A 16,535-nucleotide genomic window follows, 5' to 3' on the forward strand; every position below is an offset into this window, starting at 1 on the left:
GCATTTGTCAAACTTGCTTGCCATCCTCAAGCACTCCTCTTAGGCTCCGTCCCAACAGCTGCCGGGCAGCGCTGTCGATTGAGGGCGTAGCCCATTTCCCACCGCAACCCTTGGGGCCGTCGAATAGGGCGGGCACTCCAAGACAGAAGGATGAATGCGATTATGCTGGCCGAACTGAGGAACCTCACCATCGCGGGTGCGATGACGTTGTCCGCACTGACGGGATTGGCATCGTCCACCCAGGCTCAGGAATATCCCGAGCGTGCGGTCGAGTTCATCGTTCCCTGGGGACCTGGGGGCGGCAGCGACACGCTGATGCGTATTATTGCCAACAACGCCGAGCCATTTCTCGGTCAGCCGCTCGCGGTGATCAACATGCCAGGCGTTGGTGGCACCGTCGGCCTGACTGAGGCCAGCAAGCGCGAGGCCGATGGCTACACGATCAGCCAGGTGCACGAAGGCCTGCCGGTCGCCAACAAGACCGGCCTGACCGATATCAACTGGGATACGTTCGACCCGATCGCGCTGATGACGTCGTCGCCGCAATATCTGGTCGTGCGCGCCGACAGCCCCTGGAAGACGTTCGAGGAGTTCGTGGCCTACGCCAAGGAGAACCCCGGCGAGATCAAGACCGGCGTCACGCTCGGCGGCGTCCCGCATCTGCACGCGGCGATGATCGAGGACGCGGCGGGTATCGAGCTGTCCTATGTCGGCTACGAGGGAACCGGCGAGCGTATCCGGGCTCTCGTCGGCGGCAATCTCGACGCGGCCATCGGCGATGTTTCTTCATCACTGGAATTCGTCAAGAACGGCGATCTGCGTTTCCTGGCGACCGGCGCGGCCGAGCGCCTGGAGGCCACGCCCGACGTTCCGACGCTGAAGGAACTGGGCCATGATCTCGAACTGACGATCACGCGCGGGATCGTGATGCCCAAAGGGGCGCCGGAAGAGACGCGCAAGACCCTCGAATCCGCGCTGGAGAAACTGTCCGAGGATGCGGCGTTCGTCGAGCAGATCAACAATGCCGGCGCCGAGGTCGATTTCCGAGGCCAGGAAGAATACCGGACCTATCTGGAAAAACTCGACGCGACGATCGACCGCCTGGTGGGCCGTCTCGCGGGATGATCACTCCAGACAAGAAAATTTCTGACGGGGGTGCCATGTTTGCGGCATCCCCGCAGGTTTCCGACGAGGAGGTCGCCGGCGAAGTCGCCAAACTCGCTTCCTACGTCGTCTTCCTGATCGTGGCCACCGGCCTGTATGTCGCCGCTATCGGCCTGCCGGTATCGCGATGGGAGCCGCTAGGGGCTGGTGCGTTCCCGAAGCTGGTGATGGGGCTGCTCGCCGCCTTGTGTCTGGTCGCGATCTTTCTGTCGGCCAGACGTTTGTCGCGTTGGGGTCTGCCGACAGGCTGGGCTGCCCGCATCCGCGCCTTCGCTTTTTCGCACCGTCTGGTCATCCTGGTTTTTCTCGCTTTCGGCCTCTACCTCGCCGGACTGAGGACGCTCGGCTTCTCGATCGCGACCTTCCTTTTCCTGCTCGTCGCGCAATTGATCGCGGCGCCGCGCGACCGACGGACGATCGTGACCGCGCTTTTGGTTGCCATCGTCTTTTCCTTTGGCCTGAACTGGCTGTTTGCCGAAGGCTTTACTGTTTTTCTGCCCCGCGGCCTGTTGGGCTGAGCGGGAGGGACACCGTAGATGGACGATTTTCTGCTCGGGCTCGTCCAGGTGTTGGCGCCCGACACGCTTCTCTACATGGCGCTTGGCTCACTGGCGGGCATCATCGCGGCAGCGATACCCGGCTTCACCGTCACCATGGCAATCGTGCTGACGCTGCCGCTGACCTTCACCATGCCACCGCTGCAGGGCATCTCGGTGATGCTGTCGGTTTATGTCGGCGGTTACACCGGGGGGCTCATCTCGGCGGCGCTGCTCGGCATTCCCGGCACGCCCTCGTCGGTCGCCACGACCTTCGACGCCTTTCCAATGGCGCGCAATGGAGAGCCGGGCCGCGCCCTCTCACTCGGCGTGTGGGCCTCGTTCTTCGGGACGATCATCTCCACCCTCGTGCTGATCGTCGCCGCGCCGCCGCTGGCGATCGTTGCCGTTCGGTTGGGGCCTTGGGAATATTTTTCGCTGATCGTCTTTGCCCTGACGATCGTCGCCAGTCTGGTCGGTGCGTCGTTGCTGCGCGGATTGATCGCCGGCGTCATCGGCCTCGCGATCGCTGTGATCGGGCCCGACCCGATGATGGGGCGGCCGCGCTTCACCTTCGATATCGAGATGCTGGCGCCCGGGCTACCGTTTCTCGTGGTTCTCATCGGCATCTTCGCGATCAGCCAGTTGATGAGCGAACTCGAGAATCCCACGGCGGTCAAGACGAATGCCGCGTTGATCTCGGGCCGGATCGATTTCCACACATGGACCGTCATGAAGGAGGTGCTCAGCCGCCCGGGGAACCTCCTGAGGTCCTCGCTGCTCGGCGTTTTCGTCGGCGCCGTGCCGGGAGCCGGCGGTTCGATCGCCAATCTTTTGACCTACGATCAGGCCAAGCGGGCCTCCAAAACCCCGGAGAAATTTGGCACCGGTATAGCCGACGGGGTCGTCGCTTCGGAAGCCGGCAACTCCGCCACCGCCGGCGGCGGCCTCATTCCGATGATCGCGCTCGGCATTCCCGGATCGGCGGTTGACGCGATCCTGATGGCCTCGCTGATGGTGCATGGGGTCAGCGTCGGCCCGCGTCTGATCATGGAACATGGCGACCTCGTCTACGGCATGTTCATCGCCATGGTGGTGGCGAGCCTGATGATGCTGATCATCTGCATCACCACGATGCGGTTCTTCCTTCGCGTCACGGAAATTCCGAAGTTTGTGATCGTGCCCGTCGTCACGGTCTGCTGCGTGGTCGGCGCATTCGCGCTCAACAATCGCATCACCGACGTCTATCTGCTCGGCTTCGTCGGATTGCTGGGCTATGTCCTGAAGAAGCTGGACTACCCCTTGGCCCCGCTGGTGCTTGGCGTGATCCTCGGCCCGATAGCGGAAACCAATTTGCGCCGCGCCCTGATGAGCGATGCCGATTGGACGACCTTCTTCACCCGCCCGATCTCGGCCTTTCTGTTGGTCGCTGCGGTTCTTTCGATCGTCTGGAGCGCTCGCGCTTACATGAAGGGTCGCAAGAGCATGCTGGCGCCGAGTTCATCCTGACGTCCGGCAATATTACCCGCGAGGAAACCTGACCCATGCAATATCGCCATGACCCACTTTATGCGTCCCGCCGCTCGCCCGTCTTCGCCCGCAATGTCGTCTCGACCTCGCAGCCTCTGGCCTCGCAAGCGGGTCTCTCGATGCTCGCCAAGGGCGGCAACGCCGTTGACGCGGCAATCGCGGCGGCGGCCGTGCTCGTCGTGGTCGAGCCGACCGGCAACGGACTTGGCAGCGACGCCTTCGCGATCCTGTGGGACGGCAAGGAACTGCATGGCCTCAATGCGTCCGGCCGCAGCCCGGCGGCATGGACGCCCGATCGCTTCGCCGGAAGCGATGCGATGCCGTTGCGCGGCTGGGAGAGCGTCACCGTTCCCGGTGCCGTCGCCGCCTGGCACGACCTGTCGGCGCGGTTCGGCAAACTGCCGTTCGAGGCACTGATCGAGCCGGCGATCGGTTATGCCGAGAACGGCTTTCTGGTTTCGCCGATCATCGCCGAGCTCTGGGCGATGGGCGGTGAAATTCTCCACAAGCAGCCGGGCTTCGCCGAACATTTCATGCCAGGTGGACACACGCCTGCCGCCGGCACGCTGTTTCGCAGCGACGATCTCGCGCGTTCCCTGCGGCTGATCGCCGAGACCAAGGGCGAGGCGTTCTATCGCGGCGAACTCGCGGCCCGCATCGCGGCGTTTGCCAAGGAGCATGGCGGCGCCATGACCGAGGACGACCTTGCCGCCCACGCAAGCGATTGGTGCGGAACGATCCATCAGCGCTTCGGCGAGGTCGATCTGCACGAAATTCCGCCGAATGGTCAGGGCATCGCCGCCTTGATGGCGCTCGGCATTCTCCAGCACCTTGGCATCGAGCGTTTCGAACCCGACAGCGTCGAGGCGCTGCACCTTCAGATCGAGGCGATGAAGCTCGCCTTCCGCGACATGTGGACGTTCGTCGCCGATCGCGAGCACATGCGCGAGATCGAGGAAACCCATCTTTTGGACCAGAGCTATCTGGCGGATCGGGCAAAGCTGGTCGACCCGGATCGGGCACAGGATTTCAAGGCCGGCGCGCCGAAGCACGGCGGCACCATCTGTCTGTCGGCGTGCGACGAGAACGGCATGATGGTCTCGTTCATCCAGTCGAATTATTCCGGCTTCGGCTCTGGCGTGGTCGTGCCGGGAACCGGGATCAGCCTGCAAAATCGCGGACATGGGTTCTCCTTGGCGAAGGGACATCCGAACGAGGTCGCCGGCGGCAAGCGGCCGTTCCATACGATCATTCCGGGCTTCGTGATGAAGGACGGTCAGCCGTTGATGAGCTTCGGCGTGATGGGGGGGCCGATCCAGGCGCAAGGGCATGTGCAGATGGTGTTGCGCACCCAGCTCTGGGGGCAGGATCCGCAGACGGCGGTCGACGCGCCGCGCTGGCGGGCAATGGAGGGTCTCGAAGTGGCGATCGAGGCAGCGGCCGGCGACGACGTGCTTTCAGCCCTCGAGGCGAAGGGGCATCGCGTGGTCCGCGAAACCGGCGATGCCGTCGCCTTCGGCTTTGGCGGCGCGCAACTCGTCCATCGCGTCGCGGGTGGTTATGTTGCGGGCTCCGATCCCCGCAAGGATGGCCAAGCGGTCGGCTTCTAGAGATCGAGCCTTAACACGTGGTTTCGCCGGAAATCTGTCCTTGGCGCATCGCGTCGCGGCAAGGTCCCGCCGATGCCACGCTGGATTATCGAACGGCCGGTGACGTTTCGGCTTTTGCCCGGCGCGGCCGTGCCGCCGCCAACATCGGCCCGTAGACGACCGCGAAGCCGAGCAAGGCGATGCTCCAGCCGGCGCCCGCAAGGCTGAGAAGCGGCAGTGCGAATTCCGGTGTGAGTGCCGCAGCGATGCGCGCCAGCGCGGCGATCAGCATGGCGGCGTAGAGGATGATGGTCGCGGGAGACGCATTGAGCGACCGGCCGGTGTGGCCAAGGCTCGCGCGGGTCATCACCGCGAGCGTCATCGTGCCGATCGCACCGATGGTCCAGCTGTGGATCGCGGCGCTCGCCGGTATGATGTCGGGCCAGGCGACACCAGCGGCGAGCAACCCGAATCCGGCCGGAACGAAGGCGTAGGCGATGTGCATGATGAGGAGGATCGGCTCGCGCCAGGTCGGCCAGCCGCGCCAGCGGAGGAGACGGACAATCAGCAGCGCAGCGGCCAGCAGCGCCAGCCCGGCGGTGACGATCGCCTCGGGAGCGACGACCCAGGCGAGCAGCGCCACCACGGTCGCGCCGATGGCGAGCGCGTCGGGTCGGCCGAAGGATGAGGGCAGGGGCTTGGCACGCTTGACCAGCCAGTTACGGGTGAAGCTCGGGGTCACTCTGCCGCCGACCAGCGTGATCAGCGCGATCAGTGCGGCGATCGAAAGACGCAGCGCGAGATCGGTCGGATCTCCACGCAGAATCGCGACATGGAAGAGAACGTTCCCGGCGAGCAGCGCCCCGACAAGCACCAGCACGCGGAGGTTCCGCCAATTGCTGCCGGCGATGATCTCGCGGGCGGCGAAGCCGATCACGGCGACCAGAAACAGGACATCGATCACGGCGGCGGCCGCGAGGCCGATCCAATCGGCGCCGAGCATGGCGAGGCGGCCGAACACCCAGATCACGACCAGAAACAGGAGCGGCCCACCCTTGACCGGAAAGCGCCCGGTCCAGTTGGGGATGGCGGTGAAGAGGAAGCCGCAGATCACGGCCGCGGCATAGCCGAAGATCAGCTCGTGCGCGTGCCAGGCAAGGTCGCCATAGGCATTTGAAATGTGAATCGAGCCGCGATAGGCGAGGAGCCACAACGGCACCGCCGCCCCGCCCCATAGGGCCGCCAGCAGAAAGAACGGGCGGAAACCGTAACTGAGAAGCGGCGGCATCGACATCGGGCGACCTCGATTAGGGGTTCAGGAAGACGAGCGGGTCGACGCCGAAGAGCCAGAAATGGCCGCCGGCGAGAAACGCGACATAGAGCGCCAGTCCGCCGAGAATTCCGGCGAGCGTCGACATGTCGGGAGATAGACCGACCCGGCCGTTCAGAACGGCGGCGAACGGGATGATCGATGTGCGCGCAGCCAAGGTGTTCCATCGATAGGGTCCGAGCCGGGATTTCGCCCGCTTGTCGGCGAGGCCGAACCCGACCACGGCGTAGAGCGCCAGCCCGCCGAACAACGCGACCGAGACCATGTCGCCGTTCACCGCGACATGCGACAGCGCCCAGAGCAGGAAACCCCACAGCACCGGATGACGGGTCACGGCGACGATGCCCGGCCGGGCCGGGTCGAACACGCCGCCTCGCCATGACACCGACAGCGGATTGGGCTGGAGCAGCCCGGCGACGACAAGGATGAAGGCGAACGGCATGGCGATCAGCGGAATCAGCACCAATTCAGGCGTTAGCGGCCACAGAAACAGCGTCGGCGCCGAGCGTGCGGCGGCAATCAGCCAGATCAGCAGGAGAAGGGAAGCGAGGGAGTAGAGGACGAGATAGGTCCGGCGACCGAGCGTGCGGATGGCGAAGCCGCGCAGATGCGGCGCCGCCGGCACGAGATGGGCGGTCATGAACAGGACATAGGCGAGGGCGAACTGAACCACGGCGGCGCTTCTACAGGAAGATATACATCGCCACGGCCAGGCTGGCGGCGCCCCAGACACACATATTGACGAAGGACCGGAACAGCCCTCCGTCCTCCTCGATGCTGATGCCGCATTTGCGGAGCATGAGATTGCCGGGAAATAGAAATACGTCCAGCAGGATGTGCAGAAATCTCATCGCTTCGTCCTCATTTCCGCGACGCGGGTGCCATCCACGGGGCCGATGACAAGTCGCTCCTGCCGCGCGGGCGTCGCCTTTTTCGAGTGGGCGTGGCGCGCTGGTCCGGCTGGTGACGCCGTGCTCGATGCCAAAAGATGCGCTGCCAATCCATCTTTTCAAAGGATATTGCGCCGCCGCGATTAAAGCAATACCGTACATGCATCTTTTGGAGAATTCCCGTGCGCCTGACCCTTTATACGGACTACGCCTTGCGGCTCCTGATGTATCTGGCGGTGAAGCCGGATGCGCTGGCGACCATCCAGGAGGTCGCCGAGGCCTATGGGATCTCGCGCAACCATCTGATGAAGATTGCCCAGGAACTTGGACGGGGCGGTTTCGTCGAAACCGTCAGGGGGCGGGGTGGTGGCCTGCGGCTCAGGACCGACCCCGCCAGCATCGTCATCGGCGATGTGGTCCGGGCAACGGAGGATGATTTCCGTCTCGTCGAGTGCTTCGATCCGACCCGCAATCGCTGCGTCATCACCGGCCCGTGCCGGTTGCGGGGCGCTTTGGTTGAGGCGCTCGACGCCTATCTCGCGGTTCTCGACCGCTTCACCCTCGCCGATCTCGTCGTCGCTCGCACGCCGCTCCAGGACATCCTCGGGCTTCCGGTCGACCCGGGCGGTCCGGGCAAGGCCGCGCCCGCAACCGCTGCCCCGGGGTAGCGGGCGGCATCGCTCATTTAGTAGCGCTGGCTTGGCGCTTTTCCAGATACGCCTTCAGTGCGGCGGCGTTGTTGTGGGCAGTGTCCTTCGCAGCGTAGACGAGCGTCACGCGGCCCTTTGCGAGACGGTCACGCAACGCCTGTACCACCTCGGGGTTGGCGTCGAGTTCCTTGGCGTAGCGCCGTCTGAATTCGTCCCATCTGGCGGCGTCGTGGCCGAACCAATCGCGCAAGGCCTCGCTTGGCGCGATGTCTTTTGCCCAGTCATCGAGCTTCAAGGCATCCTTGGAGACCCCGCGCGGCCACAGGCGATCGACCAGGACGCGCTGGCCGTCCGACCGGCTCGGCGTGTCATAGGCCCGCCGCACCCAGAGGCTGGTCATCCACGCGTCTCGGGCCGGGCGATCTGGCCTTTTCCGGTGACGATCACATCCATGGGGATGTCGTAGGGCTGCGGGTAGATCGTCGCGATTTGCATCGTCGGCAGGCCGACGCCGATCACCAGCGGTTTTCGCGGCTGCGCCGCCAGCGTGCGGTCGTAAAAACCGCCGCCGTAGCCGAGCCGGTAGCACTGGGCGTCGAAGCCGACCACCGGCGATAGCACTACGTCGGGCGTCAGTTCCTCACCATCGGCGGGGATCGGGATGTTCCAGACGCCACGCTCCATTCGCCCTTCCGGCGTCCATCGCCGGAAGATCAGCGGCTGGCCTTTGGCCACCACCACCGGCAAGCCGATATGGGCGCCGCGTTCATGCATGGAACGCATCCAGGGCAACAGGTTGAGTTCGCCCCGGATCGGCCAATAGAGGCTGACGACGAGCCCGGGCCGCACATCGACCAGCCCGTCGAGCTCGGCGGCGACCTCGTCGGCGACGCGGCTGCGCTCGTCGACGGCCGTCGCCAGGCGCATCGCGATCAGCCGCTCGCGCTCGGCCTTGCGCCAGCGCGCGAGGTCGGCCGCGGCCGCCGCGTCGCCCGCGACAAAGCCCTCCGGGGTTTCCCGCAGCTCATGGGCAAAACAGGGCGGTGAGGCGAATTCCCCCGGCTGATCGTTCTCCTCGGTCATCTCAGTCCTCCCTCGTGGATCAGCTTCTGTCGGCAGCAGTGCCGGATGCGAAAGCGCGTCAGCTCCTCATCGAACCGCCTTGTAGGCATGCCAGGTGGCATGGCCGAGAAGCGGAAACACGACGATCAGCCCAAGCAAGCCGGTCAAGGCGGATACCAGGAACAGGGCGACGACGATCGCGCCCCAGGCGAGCATCACCGGCAGATTGTTCCAGACCAGGGCCATGCTGGTTCCCATCGCGGTGAAGGCGTCGCTACGCTCGTCGAGCAGCATGGGGATCGAGAATGCGCTGATCGCGAAGGAGAAGGCGGCGAACAGCCCACCGGCGATCGTGCCGACGATCAGCATTCCCCAACCGCTCCAGGTGGTGACCAGCATGGGGATAACGTTGTCGAAGCCGGGGAAGGGCCGATAACCGAAGAACAGCGCGTAGACGATCACCGCGGTGCGCATCCATACCAGCATCAACAGACATAAAAGAACGCCGATGAACAAAATCTGGCCGCCGGATTTCGCCTCAACGAGGAACATCCGCTTCATCGTCACCGGCTCGTTCCGCTCCAGCGACCGGCTCTTCTCGTAGAGACCAATCGCCAGCAGCGGACCGACGATCATGAAGCCGGCCAAGGCGGGGAAGAGCACAAAGCCCCAATCCAGAGTGAAGATTCCCCAGACCACCAGAAGGGAAACCGCCAGGACTCCGACGCCGTAGAACAGGCTGAGACCGGGACGCACCGTCAAATCGCTCCAGCCGCGTCGTAGCCAGTCGAGAGCGGCGGATGCCGGCAGATCACGCCGCCACCTCGCGCCCTGCGTTACGCTGCTTGTCACTTTCGCCGCGTTCATCTTTGCCTCCCGTTCGACTTGTTGGTTTCGCGGATCTCCTTCAGCAAGCGGACTTCGCCGCTCGATAGCGTCCCGAATCCGAACCGTTCTCCTTCAGATGAGAAACGCATTCGGGTTGGGACGCGAATGCCACGTAGACAAGATGCACGTTGACCCCCACCAGAAGCAAGACGCCCGCAGAAACGACCAGCCCGATCAGCCATTTCGCTTTGCGAGCGCGCGTCATCATCGGCTTTCCTTTCGCCTCAAGGTGCCTCGCCGCCGAGGGAGTGGACATACAGCGCGAGAATCTTGATGTCAGCGGGACTCAAACGGTTCTCCCAGGTCGGCATGTGGCCCTGCCGTCCGCCGTGGATCGTGGTGATGATGGTTTGGAGATTGCCGCCATAAAGCCAGGTCCGGTCGGACAGATTGGGCGCTCCGAGATCCCGCGAGCCCGTGGCGTCGTCGCCATGGCAGGCGGCGCAATTGGCCAGGAAGACGTCTTTTCCGGCCGCGATCTTTTCGGCGTCCCTGGAGGTCGAGGCAGCGGGATCGCTCAGCGACAGAACATAGGCCGCCACATCGTTGATCTGCGTGCGATCCAGCATCTGATCGCGTCCGAACGCCGGCATCTGGGCGAGCCTGCCTTCGTCATGCGGCGAGTTGATGCCAACGCGCATGGTTTCGGCGATCGTCTCCGGCTCGCCGCCCCAAAGCCAGTCATCGTCGGTCAGGTCGGGATAGTTGGCGGCGCCCTTGGCGTCGACGCCGTGGCAGGCGGCGCAATTGTCGCCGTATAGCCGGGGGCCGGTTTCCTGAACGATCCGTATCAGCGTCGGATCGGCCTGGATCTCGTCGTAGCTCGACGATTCGATCCGGGTCACCCACGCCGCCCGCTCGACCTTGGCCTCTTGCAACTGATCGGTGACGATCTCACGCTGGTCGATCCCGAGAAGACCCTTGGTGTAGGTCGAGCCCAATGGCCATGCCGGCATCAAGAACCACCACAGCACCGCGAAAGTGGCGGTGGCGGCAAGAAAGAACAGGACCACCCGCGGCACTGGCGTGTTGAGTTCCTTGATGCCGTTCCACTCGTGCCCAGTAGTCTCGCGCCCGGTTACCGGATCGTATTCGCCTACGTCCATGGCGTATCGTCCTTATCGAGGATGTCCTTCTTGGCCTTGTCGAACCGCTTCTTGTTGGACGGCCAGAAGACGTAGACCAGGACGCCGATCGACAGTGCGATCAGGTAGAACAGGCCCCAGCTCTTGGAGAAGGCGACGACGGTGTCGTGATCGAGATCCATGCTCCCTACTCGCTCGCGGCCGCTGTTTGCTCGTGGGCGGCATTGGTGAGCCGGCCGAGAATCTGAAGATAGGCGACGAGCGCGTCCATCTCGGTGACTTCCGTCGCGACCCCGTCGAAGGTGCTGATCGTCGTCGCCGCGCCGTAGCGTTCGGTCACGCCGGCGGCGTAGCGCCCGTCCGGCGACGCCTGACCGACCGCGTCCACCGCGGCGTTCTTCACCATCTCGTCGGTGTAAGGCACACCGACCCGCTGCTGCGCCTTCAGGTGCAGGGGCAGATCATCCAGTTCCAGCCCCGTGCGCATCAGCCATCGATAGGCCGGCATGTTGGACTGCGGCACGACATCGCGTGGGTTGGTCAGATGCGCGACATGCCAGAAGTCCGAATATTTGCCGCCGATCCGCGCCAGATCCGGACCGGTCCGCTTCGAGCCCCAAAGCATCGGGTGGTCGTATTGCGATTCGACGGCCAGGGAATAAGGGCCGTAGCGCTCCACGTCGTCGCGCAGTGTGCGGATCATCTGCGAGTGGCACGCATAGCATCCCTCGCGGATGTAGATGTTGCGGCCGGCCAGCTCCAACGGCGTATAGAGCCGCATGTCGGGCGCCTCCTCCACGGTCTCGTCGATGGTGAAGAGCGGGGCGATCTCGATGAGGCCGCCGATGCTGGCGACGACGATGATCGCGATGACGAAACCGATGGCGGTCCGCTCAAGCTTGCGGTGAAAGAACTCAGCCATGTCCGATCACTCCGCCGGTTGGAAGGCGCCGGGGGCGGCGGTGCGGGTGGCAGGCGTATCCTTGGCTTCGTCCGCGACCGCCAGCGGCGCGTGGCGGATCGTCATCCAGATATTGTAGGAGCCGACGATCGCGCCGATCAGGAACAGCAGGCCGCCGAAGGTCCGCGCTATGTAATAGGGGTACATGGCAAGAAGGGAGTCGAGGAACGAATAGGCGAGCGTGCCTTCCTCGGTATAGGTGCGCCACATCAGGCCCTGGATGATGCCCGAGTTCCACATCGCGAAGACGTAGATGATGGTGCCGGTGAGGGCGAGCCAGAAGTGCCATTCCACCAGCGCCGCCGAATACATGCGTTCGCGCTTCCACAGCCACGGAACGACGCTGTAGATCGAGCCGAAGGTGATCATCGCGACCCAGCCGAGCGCTCCGGCATGGACGTGGCCGATGGTCCAGTCGGTGTAGTGGGACAGCGAATTGACCGGGCGGATCGCCATGAACGAGCCCTCGAACGTCGACAGTCCATAGAACACGGCCGCGACCATCATGAAGCGCAAGGTGGCGTCGTCACGCACCTTGTGCCACGCCCCGTTCAAGGTCAGCAGCGCGTTCCCGGCCGAGGCCCAGGACGGCACCAGCAGCATGATCGAGAAGGTCATCCCCAGCGTCTGAACCCAATGGGGCAGGGCCGTGTAATGCAAATGGTGCGAGCCCGCCCACATATACATGAAGGTGATGCCCCAGAAGCTGATGATCGACAGCCGGTAGGAAAAGATCGGCCGGCCGGCTCGCTTCGGCAGATAATAATACATCATGCCAAGGAAGCCGGCGGTCAGGAAGAAGGCGACGGCGTTGTGGCCGTACCACCATTGCGTCATCGCGTCCTGGACGCCGGAAAAGGCCGAATAGCTCTTGGCATGGGCAAGCGACAGCGGGATCGCCAGGTTGTTGACGATGTGCAGGATCGCGACGACGACGATGAACGCCAGGAAGTACCAGTTGGCCACGTAGATGTGCGGCTCTTTGCGCCGCGCCAGGGTGCGGATGTACAGAACGAGATAGGTCACCCAGACGATGACCAGCCAGATGTCGGCGTACCATTCCGGCTCGGCGTATTCCTTCGACTGCGTCACGCCCATGAAATAGCCGGTGACCGCCATGATACAGAACAGATTGTAGCCGAGCAGGACGAACCACGGGCTGATCTGGCCGGCCAGCCGGGCGCGCGACGTGCGCTGCAGGACGTGGAAGGACGTGGCGATGAGGCCATTGCCGCCGAAGCCAAAGATGACCGCCGTCGTATGGGCGGGACGCAGCCGCCCGAAACTCGCCCAGGCGGCGTCGAAGGTCAGGTCCGGCCAGGCCAGCAGGGCTGCGACCCACACGCCGATGAACATGCCGAAGACGGCCCAGGCCATGGTCAGGACGATGCCGACCTTGCTGGGATCGTCGTAATATTGGGAAAGCCGCCCTGCGTCCGGCTCCGGGCTGTCGTGGTTGGCAAGGAGCAGCAGGATCATCGCCGTGGCCGCGACCAGCACTAGTGCGCCGTGAATCCCGAGCGGATCGGCGCGACCTGCCGCCGCCATCGTCAGTCCGACAGCGGCCAGGACCGCCAGAATGACGATCGAAAGCTGTCGCTCGTTCCGGGTCAGTTGCGAGATCATTTCGCCATCGCCTTGTCGGTGCGGGAGCACCGTTGGTCATCGGTTCAAAAAAGATGCATTGATCGTATATCTTTAAATTTTGCCGACGACAATCCGAGAAAGTACGGATTTCCATCTGTTCACCCTCGTGAAAAACGAAGCCGGATGCCAAAATCCCCATTCGGTCTGGGAGTTTTGAAGTTTCTTCGCCATTCCCAGCGTGACGTTATACCGCATATCTCCAGAACCTGGGGACCGTTTCGGGGGCTCTCTGCATCGAACCCGTAGCGGCATCAGGTGTCAGGTCCGGGCGATCGTCGGTCCCGAACCATACTCACGCCGCCATTGCGGAGATCACACGATTGCGCGGCTTTCGTCTCCGTCGCCGGCGGCGATCGTATAGGCCTCGTCGAACCAGTGTTCCTCGAGATTTGCCCCGTCGCCGATCCGATCGACGACGGCGAAGAGGCCGGGCTCGTGGAGCGGGGTCAGGACGCCGTGCCAAATGCCGCGGTGAAAATTGACGCCTTGGCCGGGCCGGGTGAGGAACCCGCGCGGCTGACCTGGACGGCCGCCGTTGTCCTCGGCGACGATGACCAGGAAGGGATGCTCGGCCATCGGCAGGAACGCCTGCGAGCCGTCCGGGTGCCGCTCGACCATTTCCAGGGAATAGGGCAGGGCCCGGGGCTCGGCCTTGAACAGGCTGATACCGGCGCGGCCGTCCGAGAAGTCGAGCCGGGCGCGGTCGTGCCATCGGCCGCAAAGCCCCTGGTTTATCAGCCTGTCCGGCTCGCCCGCCGTATCCAGTACGTCGCCGAACGGCGCGAAGGCCGCCGCCGTCAACGGCTCGGTCGCGATCCGCCGGCTCATCGGCGCTGTCCGCCGAAGTCACCCGGCAGGCCGAGCCGCGCGTGGCGGTTGACGTCCTTGTAGAGGAGGTAACGGAACGGGCCGGGTCCACCCGCGTAGCAGGCCTGCGGGCAGAAGGCGCGCAGCCACATGAAGTCGCCCGCCTGGACCTCGACCCAGTCCCGGTTCAGCCGATAGACAGCCTTGCCTTCCAGCACATAGAGCCCGTGCTCCATGACATGAGTCTCGGCAAACGGGATCAGCCCGCCGGGTTGGAAGGTGACGATGGTCACATGCATGTCGTGGCGCATGTCGGCGGGATCGACGAAGCGGGTCGTCGCCCAGGCGCCGTCGGTGTCCGGCATCGGCGTCGGGGGAATGGCGTTCTCGTTGGCGAAGATCGGGTCTGGCGCTGCGATACCATCGACCGCTTCGTAGGCCTTGCGGATCCAATGGAAGCGGACGGCCGAGTCGCGGTTGTTATGCGCAGTCCAGTCGCTACCCGGCGGAAGATAGGCGTATCCGCCCGGTTCGAGCACATGTTCTTCGCCGCGGAGCGTCAGGCTCAGTTGCCCCTCGACGACGAAGATCACGGCTTCGGCCCCGGCGTCAGGCTCCGGCCGGTCGCTGCCGCAACCCGACGCGACCTCCATGATGTATTGGGAGAAGGTCTCGGCAAAACCCGACAGAGGGCGGGCGAGAATCCAGGCCCGCGTCCCGTCCCAAAAGGGTAGCGCGCTGGTGACGATGTCGCGCATGGTGCCGCGAGGGATGACCGCATAGGCCTCGGTAAACACCGCGCGGTCGGTCATCAGTTCAGTCTGCTTCGGCAAGCCGCCCTGCGGCGCGTAATAGCTGCGTTCGGCCAACGGCCTCTCCTTCATTCGGGTAGCATGGTCGAAAGGCGAAGGCGGGCAATGCGCTCGACCTGCCGACACGCCTCGGAAAATTCCGTATCGCGGTCGTTGTCGACGCGGCGCTCGAAGGCGGCAAGGATGCCCGCCTTGTCGTAATCCCGCACGGCGATGATGAACGGGAAGCCGAATTTGTCGACATAGCGCTGGTTCATCTGCGTGAAATTGGCGCGCTCGGCATCGGTCAAGGCATCGAGGCCGGCGGAGGCCTGCTCGGCGGTGGACTCGGCGGTCAGCCGCTTCGCCGCTGCCAATTTTCCGGCGAGATCGGGGTGGGCCTTGATGACGGCCAGACGTCGCTCTGGCTCCGCCGCGCGGAACACACGGGCGAGGGCGTTGTGCAGCCCGCTCGCGCTGTCATGCGCAGGCCCGAGTTCCAACGCGTGGGCGCCCTCGGCGATCCAGGGCGAATGCTCGAACATGCCACCGAAGGCCGCAACGAACGCCTCGCGGTCCATCTCGGACGGCCGATCGAAGGAAACGGGCGGATGATGCTTCGCCCAATGCCGCGCGATGTCGATCCGCCGGGCGAACCAGACATCGGCATGGCCGGCGGCGTATTTGAGGAAGCGCTTGAGTGCCATGACCCGGCCCGGTCGCCCGACCAGGCGGCAATGCAGACCGATCGACAGCATCTTCGCGCTGTCGACCTCGCCCTCGGCATAGAGCGCGTCGAAGCTGTCCTTCAGATAGGCGAAGAACTGATCGCCGGAATTGAAGCCCTGTGGTGAGGCGAAGCGCATGTCGTTGGTGTCGAGCGTGTAGGGGACGATCAACTGGTCGCGGCCGCCGGTGCGCAGCCAGTAGGGCAGGTCGTCGGCGTAGCTGTCGGCGACGTAATCGAAGCCGCCTTCCTCCGCCGCCAGCCGCACCGTGTTCTCCGAGCAGCGGCCGGTGTACCAGCCGCGCGGCCGCTCTCCTGTCACCTCGGTGTGGAGGCGGATCGCCTCGTCCATGTGGGCACGCTCGTCCTCGGGACTGAAGTCCTTGTACTCGATCCATTTGAGGCCGTGGCTGGCGATCTCCCAGCTGGCTTCTTGCATCGCAGCGACCTGGTGCGGCGAACGTGCCAAAGCGGTTGCGACGCCGTAGATGGTCAGCGGAATCTCCATGCCTGTGAACAGCCGGTGCAGCCGCCAGAAGCCGGCGCGCGCCCCATATTCGTAGATCGATTCCATGTTCCAGTGGCGCTGGCCCGGCCAGGCCGCGGCGCCGACGATCTCGGACAAAAACGCTTCTGACGCCGCGTCGCCGTGCAGGACGTTGTTCTCGCCGCCCTCCTCGTAATTGAGGACAATCTGCACGGCGATCCGGGCGCCGTTCGGCCACTTCGGGTCGGGCGGCGTCGGCCCGTAACCGGCCATATCGCGTGGGTAACGTATCAAATGCGGCTCCTTGGCTCGGTCGCGAGTTCCATCATTATGCCGAAACCGCGGGGCGCATCGTCACATAATCCACGAAACAGTTCGCGGGTACGCCGCA

19 protein-coding genes are annotated in these 16,535 nt (G+C 64.3%); 5 read left to right on the forward strand and 14 right to left on the reverse strand.

Features of this window, described 5'->3' with window-relative positions; all coding sequences use genetic code 11:
• Positions 1 to 150 precede the first annotated feature (150 nt).
• The 4 genes from VQ045_RS12975 to VQ045_RS12990 are packed head-to-tail and all read left to right on the forward strand — an operon-like array spanning position 151 to position 4,840.
• Positions 151 to 1,125 carry a Bug family tripartite tricarboxylate transporter substrate binding protein gene (locus VQ045_RS12975; RefSeq protein WP_327624205.1) on the forward strand — a complete coding sequence of 325 codons (975 nt, stop codon included), beginning with the start codon at positions 151 to 153 and terminating at the stop codon, positions 1,123 to 1,125.
• 35 nt (positions 1,126 to 1,160) lie between these two features.
• Complete coding sequence (locus VQ045_RS12980) at positions 1,161 to 1,682, forward strand: tripartite tricarboxylate transporter TctB family protein (RefSeq protein WP_331830388.1); 522 nt, start codon at positions 1,161 to 1,163, stop codon at positions 1,680 to 1,682.
• 18 nt (positions 1,683 to 1,700) lie between these two features.
• A complete protein-coding gene (locus VQ045_RS12985) occupies positions 1,701 to 3,209 on the forward strand; it encodes a tripartite tricarboxylate transporter permease (RefSeq protein ID WP_327647073.1) in 1,509 nt (502 codons plus the stop codon).
• Positions 3,210 to 3,244: 35 nt separating this feature from the next.
• Complete coding sequence (locus VQ045_RS12990) at positions 3,245 to 4,840, forward strand: gamma-glutamyltransferase family protein (RefSeq protein WP_331830389.1); 1,596 nt, start codon at positions 3,245 to 3,247, stop codon at positions 4,838 to 4,840.
• 85 nt (positions 4,841 to 4,925) lie between these two features.
• Here VQ045_RS12990 and VQ045_RS12995 read toward each other — a convergent pair whose 3' ends face one another.
• Genes VQ045_RS12995 through VQ045_RS13005 form a run of 3 tightly spaced genes read right to left on the reverse strand, consistent with a single transcriptional unit; the run spans position 4,926 to position 7,000 of the window.
• Positions 4,926 to 6,113, reverse strand: a complete 1,188-nt coding sequence (locus tag VQ045_RS12995) for an NnrS family protein (protein ID WP_331830390.1) — start codon at positions 6,111 to 6,113, stop codon at positions 4,926 to 4,928.
• A 13-nt stretch (positions 6,114 to 6,126) separates the two neighbouring features.
• On the reverse strand, positions 6,127 to 6,822 hold the full coding sequence (locus VQ045_RS13000; RefSeq protein ID WP_331830391.1) for an NnrU family protein: 696 nt from the start codon (positions 6,820 to 6,822) through the stop codon (positions 6,127 to 6,129).
• Between the two features lie 10 nt (positions 6,823 to 6,832).
• On the reverse strand, positions 6,833 to 7,000 hold the full coding sequence (locus VQ045_RS13005) for a hypothetical protein (RefSeq protein ID WP_327624199.1): 168 nt from the start codon (positions 6,998 to 7,000) through the stop codon (positions 6,833 to 6,835).
• Positions 7,001 to 7,221: 221 nt separating this feature from the next.
• Here VQ045_RS13005 and VQ045_RS13010 point away from each other — a divergent pair, with 221 nt between their 5' ends.
• Positions 7,222 to 7,707: an Rrf2 family transcriptional regulator gene (locus VQ045_RS13010; RefSeq protein WP_331830392.1), complete on the forward strand. Its 486-nt coding sequence runs from the start codon at positions 7,222 to 7,224 to the stop codon at positions 7,705 to 7,707.
• Between the two features lie 13 nt (positions 7,708 to 7,720).
• Here the strand turns inward: VQ045_RS13010 and VQ045_RS13015 are convergent, their stop codons facing one another.
• The 11 genes from VQ045_RS13015 to puuE form a co-directional block, all read right to left on the reverse strand.
• Positions 7,721 to 8,089 carry a DUF488 domain-containing protein gene (locus VQ045_RS13015; protein ID WP_327624197.1) on the reverse strand — a complete coding sequence of 123 codons (369 nt, stop codon included), beginning with the start codon at positions 8,087 to 8,089 and terminating at the stop codon, positions 7,721 to 7,723.
• Complete coding sequence (locus VQ045_RS13020) at positions 8,086 to 8,772, reverse strand: 5-formyltetrahydrofolate cyclo-ligase (RefSeq protein ID WP_327647064.1); 687 nt, start codon at positions 8,770 to 8,772, stop codon at positions 8,086 to 8,088. Before VQ045_RS13020 ends, VQ045_RS13015 begins: the two co-directional genes overlap by 4 nt.
• 66 nt (positions 8,773 to 8,838) lie before the next feature.
• On the reverse strand, positions 8,839 to 9,618 hold the full coding sequence (locus tag VQ045_RS13025) for a DUF2189 domain-containing protein (RefSeq protein WP_327647062.1): 780 nt from the start codon (positions 9,616 to 9,618) through the stop codon (positions 8,839 to 8,841).
• A 40-nt stretch (positions 9,619 to 9,658) separates the two neighbouring features.
• On the reverse strand, positions 9,659 to 9,844 hold the full coding sequence (locus VQ045_RS13030) for a hypothetical protein (RefSeq protein ID WP_327624194.1): 186 nt from the start codon (positions 9,842 to 9,844) through the stop codon (positions 9,659 to 9,661).
• Between the two features lie 19 nt (positions 9,845 to 9,863).
• The gene (gene ccoP, locus VQ045_RS13035) at positions 9,864 to 10,745 is read right to left on the reverse strand and encodes a cytochrome-c oxidase, cbb3-type subunit III (RefSeq protein ID WP_331830393.1); all 882 of its coding nucleotides are present in this window, start codon (positions 10,743 to 10,745) and stop codon (positions 9,864 to 9,866) included.
• The gene (locus tag VQ045_RS13040; protein ID WP_331830394.1) at positions 10,736 to 10,906 is read right to left on the reverse strand and encodes a cbb3-type cytochrome c oxidase subunit 3; all 171 of its coding nucleotides are present in this window, start codon (positions 10,904 to 10,906) and stop codon (positions 10,736 to 10,738) included. The genes ccoP and VQ045_RS13040 overlap by 10 nt, the downstream gene beginning before the upstream one ends.
• A 5-nt stretch (positions 10,907 to 10,911) precedes the next feature.
• Complete coding sequence (gene ccoO, locus VQ045_RS13045) at positions 10,912 to 11,646, reverse strand: cytochrome-c oxidase, cbb3-type subunit II (RefSeq protein WP_331830395.1); 735 nt, start codon at positions 11,644 to 11,646, stop codon at positions 10,912 to 10,914.
• A gap of 6 nt (positions 11,647 to 11,652) precedes the next feature.
• A complete protein-coding gene (ccoN, locus tag VQ045_RS13050) occupies positions 11,653 to 13,311 on the reverse strand; it encodes a cytochrome-c oxidase, cbb3-type subunit I (RefSeq protein WP_331830396.1) in 1,659 nt (552 codons plus the stop codon).
• A gap of 333 nt (positions 13,312 to 13,644) precedes the next feature.
• The gene (locus tag VQ045_RS13055) at positions 13,645 to 14,160 is read right to left on the reverse strand and encodes an ureidoglycolate lyase (protein ID WP_331830397.1); all 516 of its coding nucleotides are present in this window, start codon (positions 14,158 to 14,160) and stop codon (positions 13,645 to 13,647) included.
• Positions 14,157 to 15,008, reverse strand: a complete 852-nt coding sequence (locus tag VQ045_RS13060) for a bifunctional allantoicase/(S)-ureidoglycine aminohydrolase (RefSeq protein WP_442879865.1) — start codon at positions 15,006 to 15,008, stop codon at positions 14,157 to 14,159. Before VQ045_RS13060 ends, VQ045_RS13055 begins: the two co-directional genes overlap by 4 nt.
• Before the next feature lie 11 nt (positions 15,009 to 15,019).
• On the reverse strand, positions 15,020 to 16,435 hold the full coding sequence (puuE, locus tag VQ045_RS13065) for an allantoinase PuuE (protein ID WP_331830412.1): 1,416 nt from the start codon (positions 16,433 to 16,435) through the stop codon (positions 15,020 to 15,022).
• Positions 16,436 to 16,535 lie beyond the last annotated feature (100 nt).

The sequence above is a fragment of the Aurantimonas sp. E1-2-R+4 genome (assembly GCF_036549515.1).
Taxonomy (GTDB): domain Bacteria; phylum Pseudomonadota; class Alphaproteobacteria; order Rhizobiales; family Rhizobiaceae; genus Aurantimonas; species Aurantimonas coralicida_A.

What these genes read in the sequence shown, in the direction of transcription:
- VQ045_RS12990 (WP_331830389.1), top strand. Translation starts at nt 3,245, where the DNA reads ATGCAATATCGCCATGACCCACTTTATGCGTCCCGCCGCTCGCCCGTC.
- VQ045_RS12975 (WP_327624205.1), top strand. Translation starts at nt 151, where the DNA reads ATGAATGCGATTATGCTGGCCGAACTGAGGAACCTCACCATCGCGGGT.
- VQ045_RS12985 (WP_327647073.1), top strand. Translation starts at nt 1,701, where the DNA reads ATGGACGATTTTCTGCTCGGGCTCGTCCAGGTGTTGGCGCCCGACACG.
- VQ045_RS13025 (WP_327647062.1), bottom strand. Translation starts at nt 9,618, where the DNA reads ATGAACGCGGCGAAAGTGACAAGCAGCGTAACGCAGGGCGCGAGGTGG.
- VQ045_RS12980 (WP_331830388.1), top strand. Translation starts at nt 1,161, where the DNA reads ATGTTTGCGGCATCCCCGCAGGTTTCCGACGAGGAGGTCGCCGGCGAA.
- VQ045_RS13030 (WP_327624194.1), bottom strand. Translation starts at nt 9,844, where the DNA reads ATGACGCGCGCTCGCAAAGCGAAATGGCTGATCGGGCTGGTCGTTTCT.
- VQ045_RS12995 (WP_331830390.1), bottom strand. Translation starts at nt 6,113, where the DNA reads ATGTCGATGCCGCCGCTTCTCAGTTACGGTTTCCGCCCGTTCTTTCTG.
- VQ045_RS13020 (WP_327647064.1), bottom strand. Translation starts at nt 8,772, where the DNA reads ATGACCGAGGAGAACGATCAGCCGGGGGAATTCGCCTCACCGCCCTGT.
- ccoP (WP_331830393.1), bottom strand. Translation starts at nt 10,745, where the DNA reads ATGGACGTAGGCGAATACGATCCGGTAACCGGGCGCGAGACTACTGGG.
- VQ045_RS13055 (WP_331830397.1), bottom strand. Translation starts at nt 14,160, where the DNA reads ATGAGCCGGCGGATCGCGACCGAGCCGTTGACGGCGGCGGCCTTCGCG.
- ccoN (WP_331830396.1), bottom strand. Translation starts at nt 13,311, where the DNA reads ATGATCTCGCAACTGACCCGGAACGAGCGACAGCTTTCGATCGTCATT.
- ccoO (WP_331830395.1), bottom strand. Translation starts at nt 11,646, where the DNA reads ATGGCTGAGTTCTTTCACCGCAAGCTTGAGCGGACCGCCATCGGTTTC.
- VQ045_RS13005 (WP_327624199.1), bottom strand. Translation starts at nt 7,000, where the DNA reads ATGAGATTTCTGCACATCCTGCTGGACGTATTTCTATTTCCCGGCAAT.
- VQ045_RS13040 (WP_331830394.1), bottom strand. Translation starts at nt 10,906, where the DNA reads ATGGATCTCGATCACGACACCGTCGTCGCCTTCTCCAAGAGCTGGGGC.
- VQ045_RS13015 (WP_327624197.1), bottom strand. Translation starts at nt 8,089, where the DNA reads ATGACCAGCCTCTGGGTGCGGCGGGCCTATGACACGCCGAGCCGGTCG.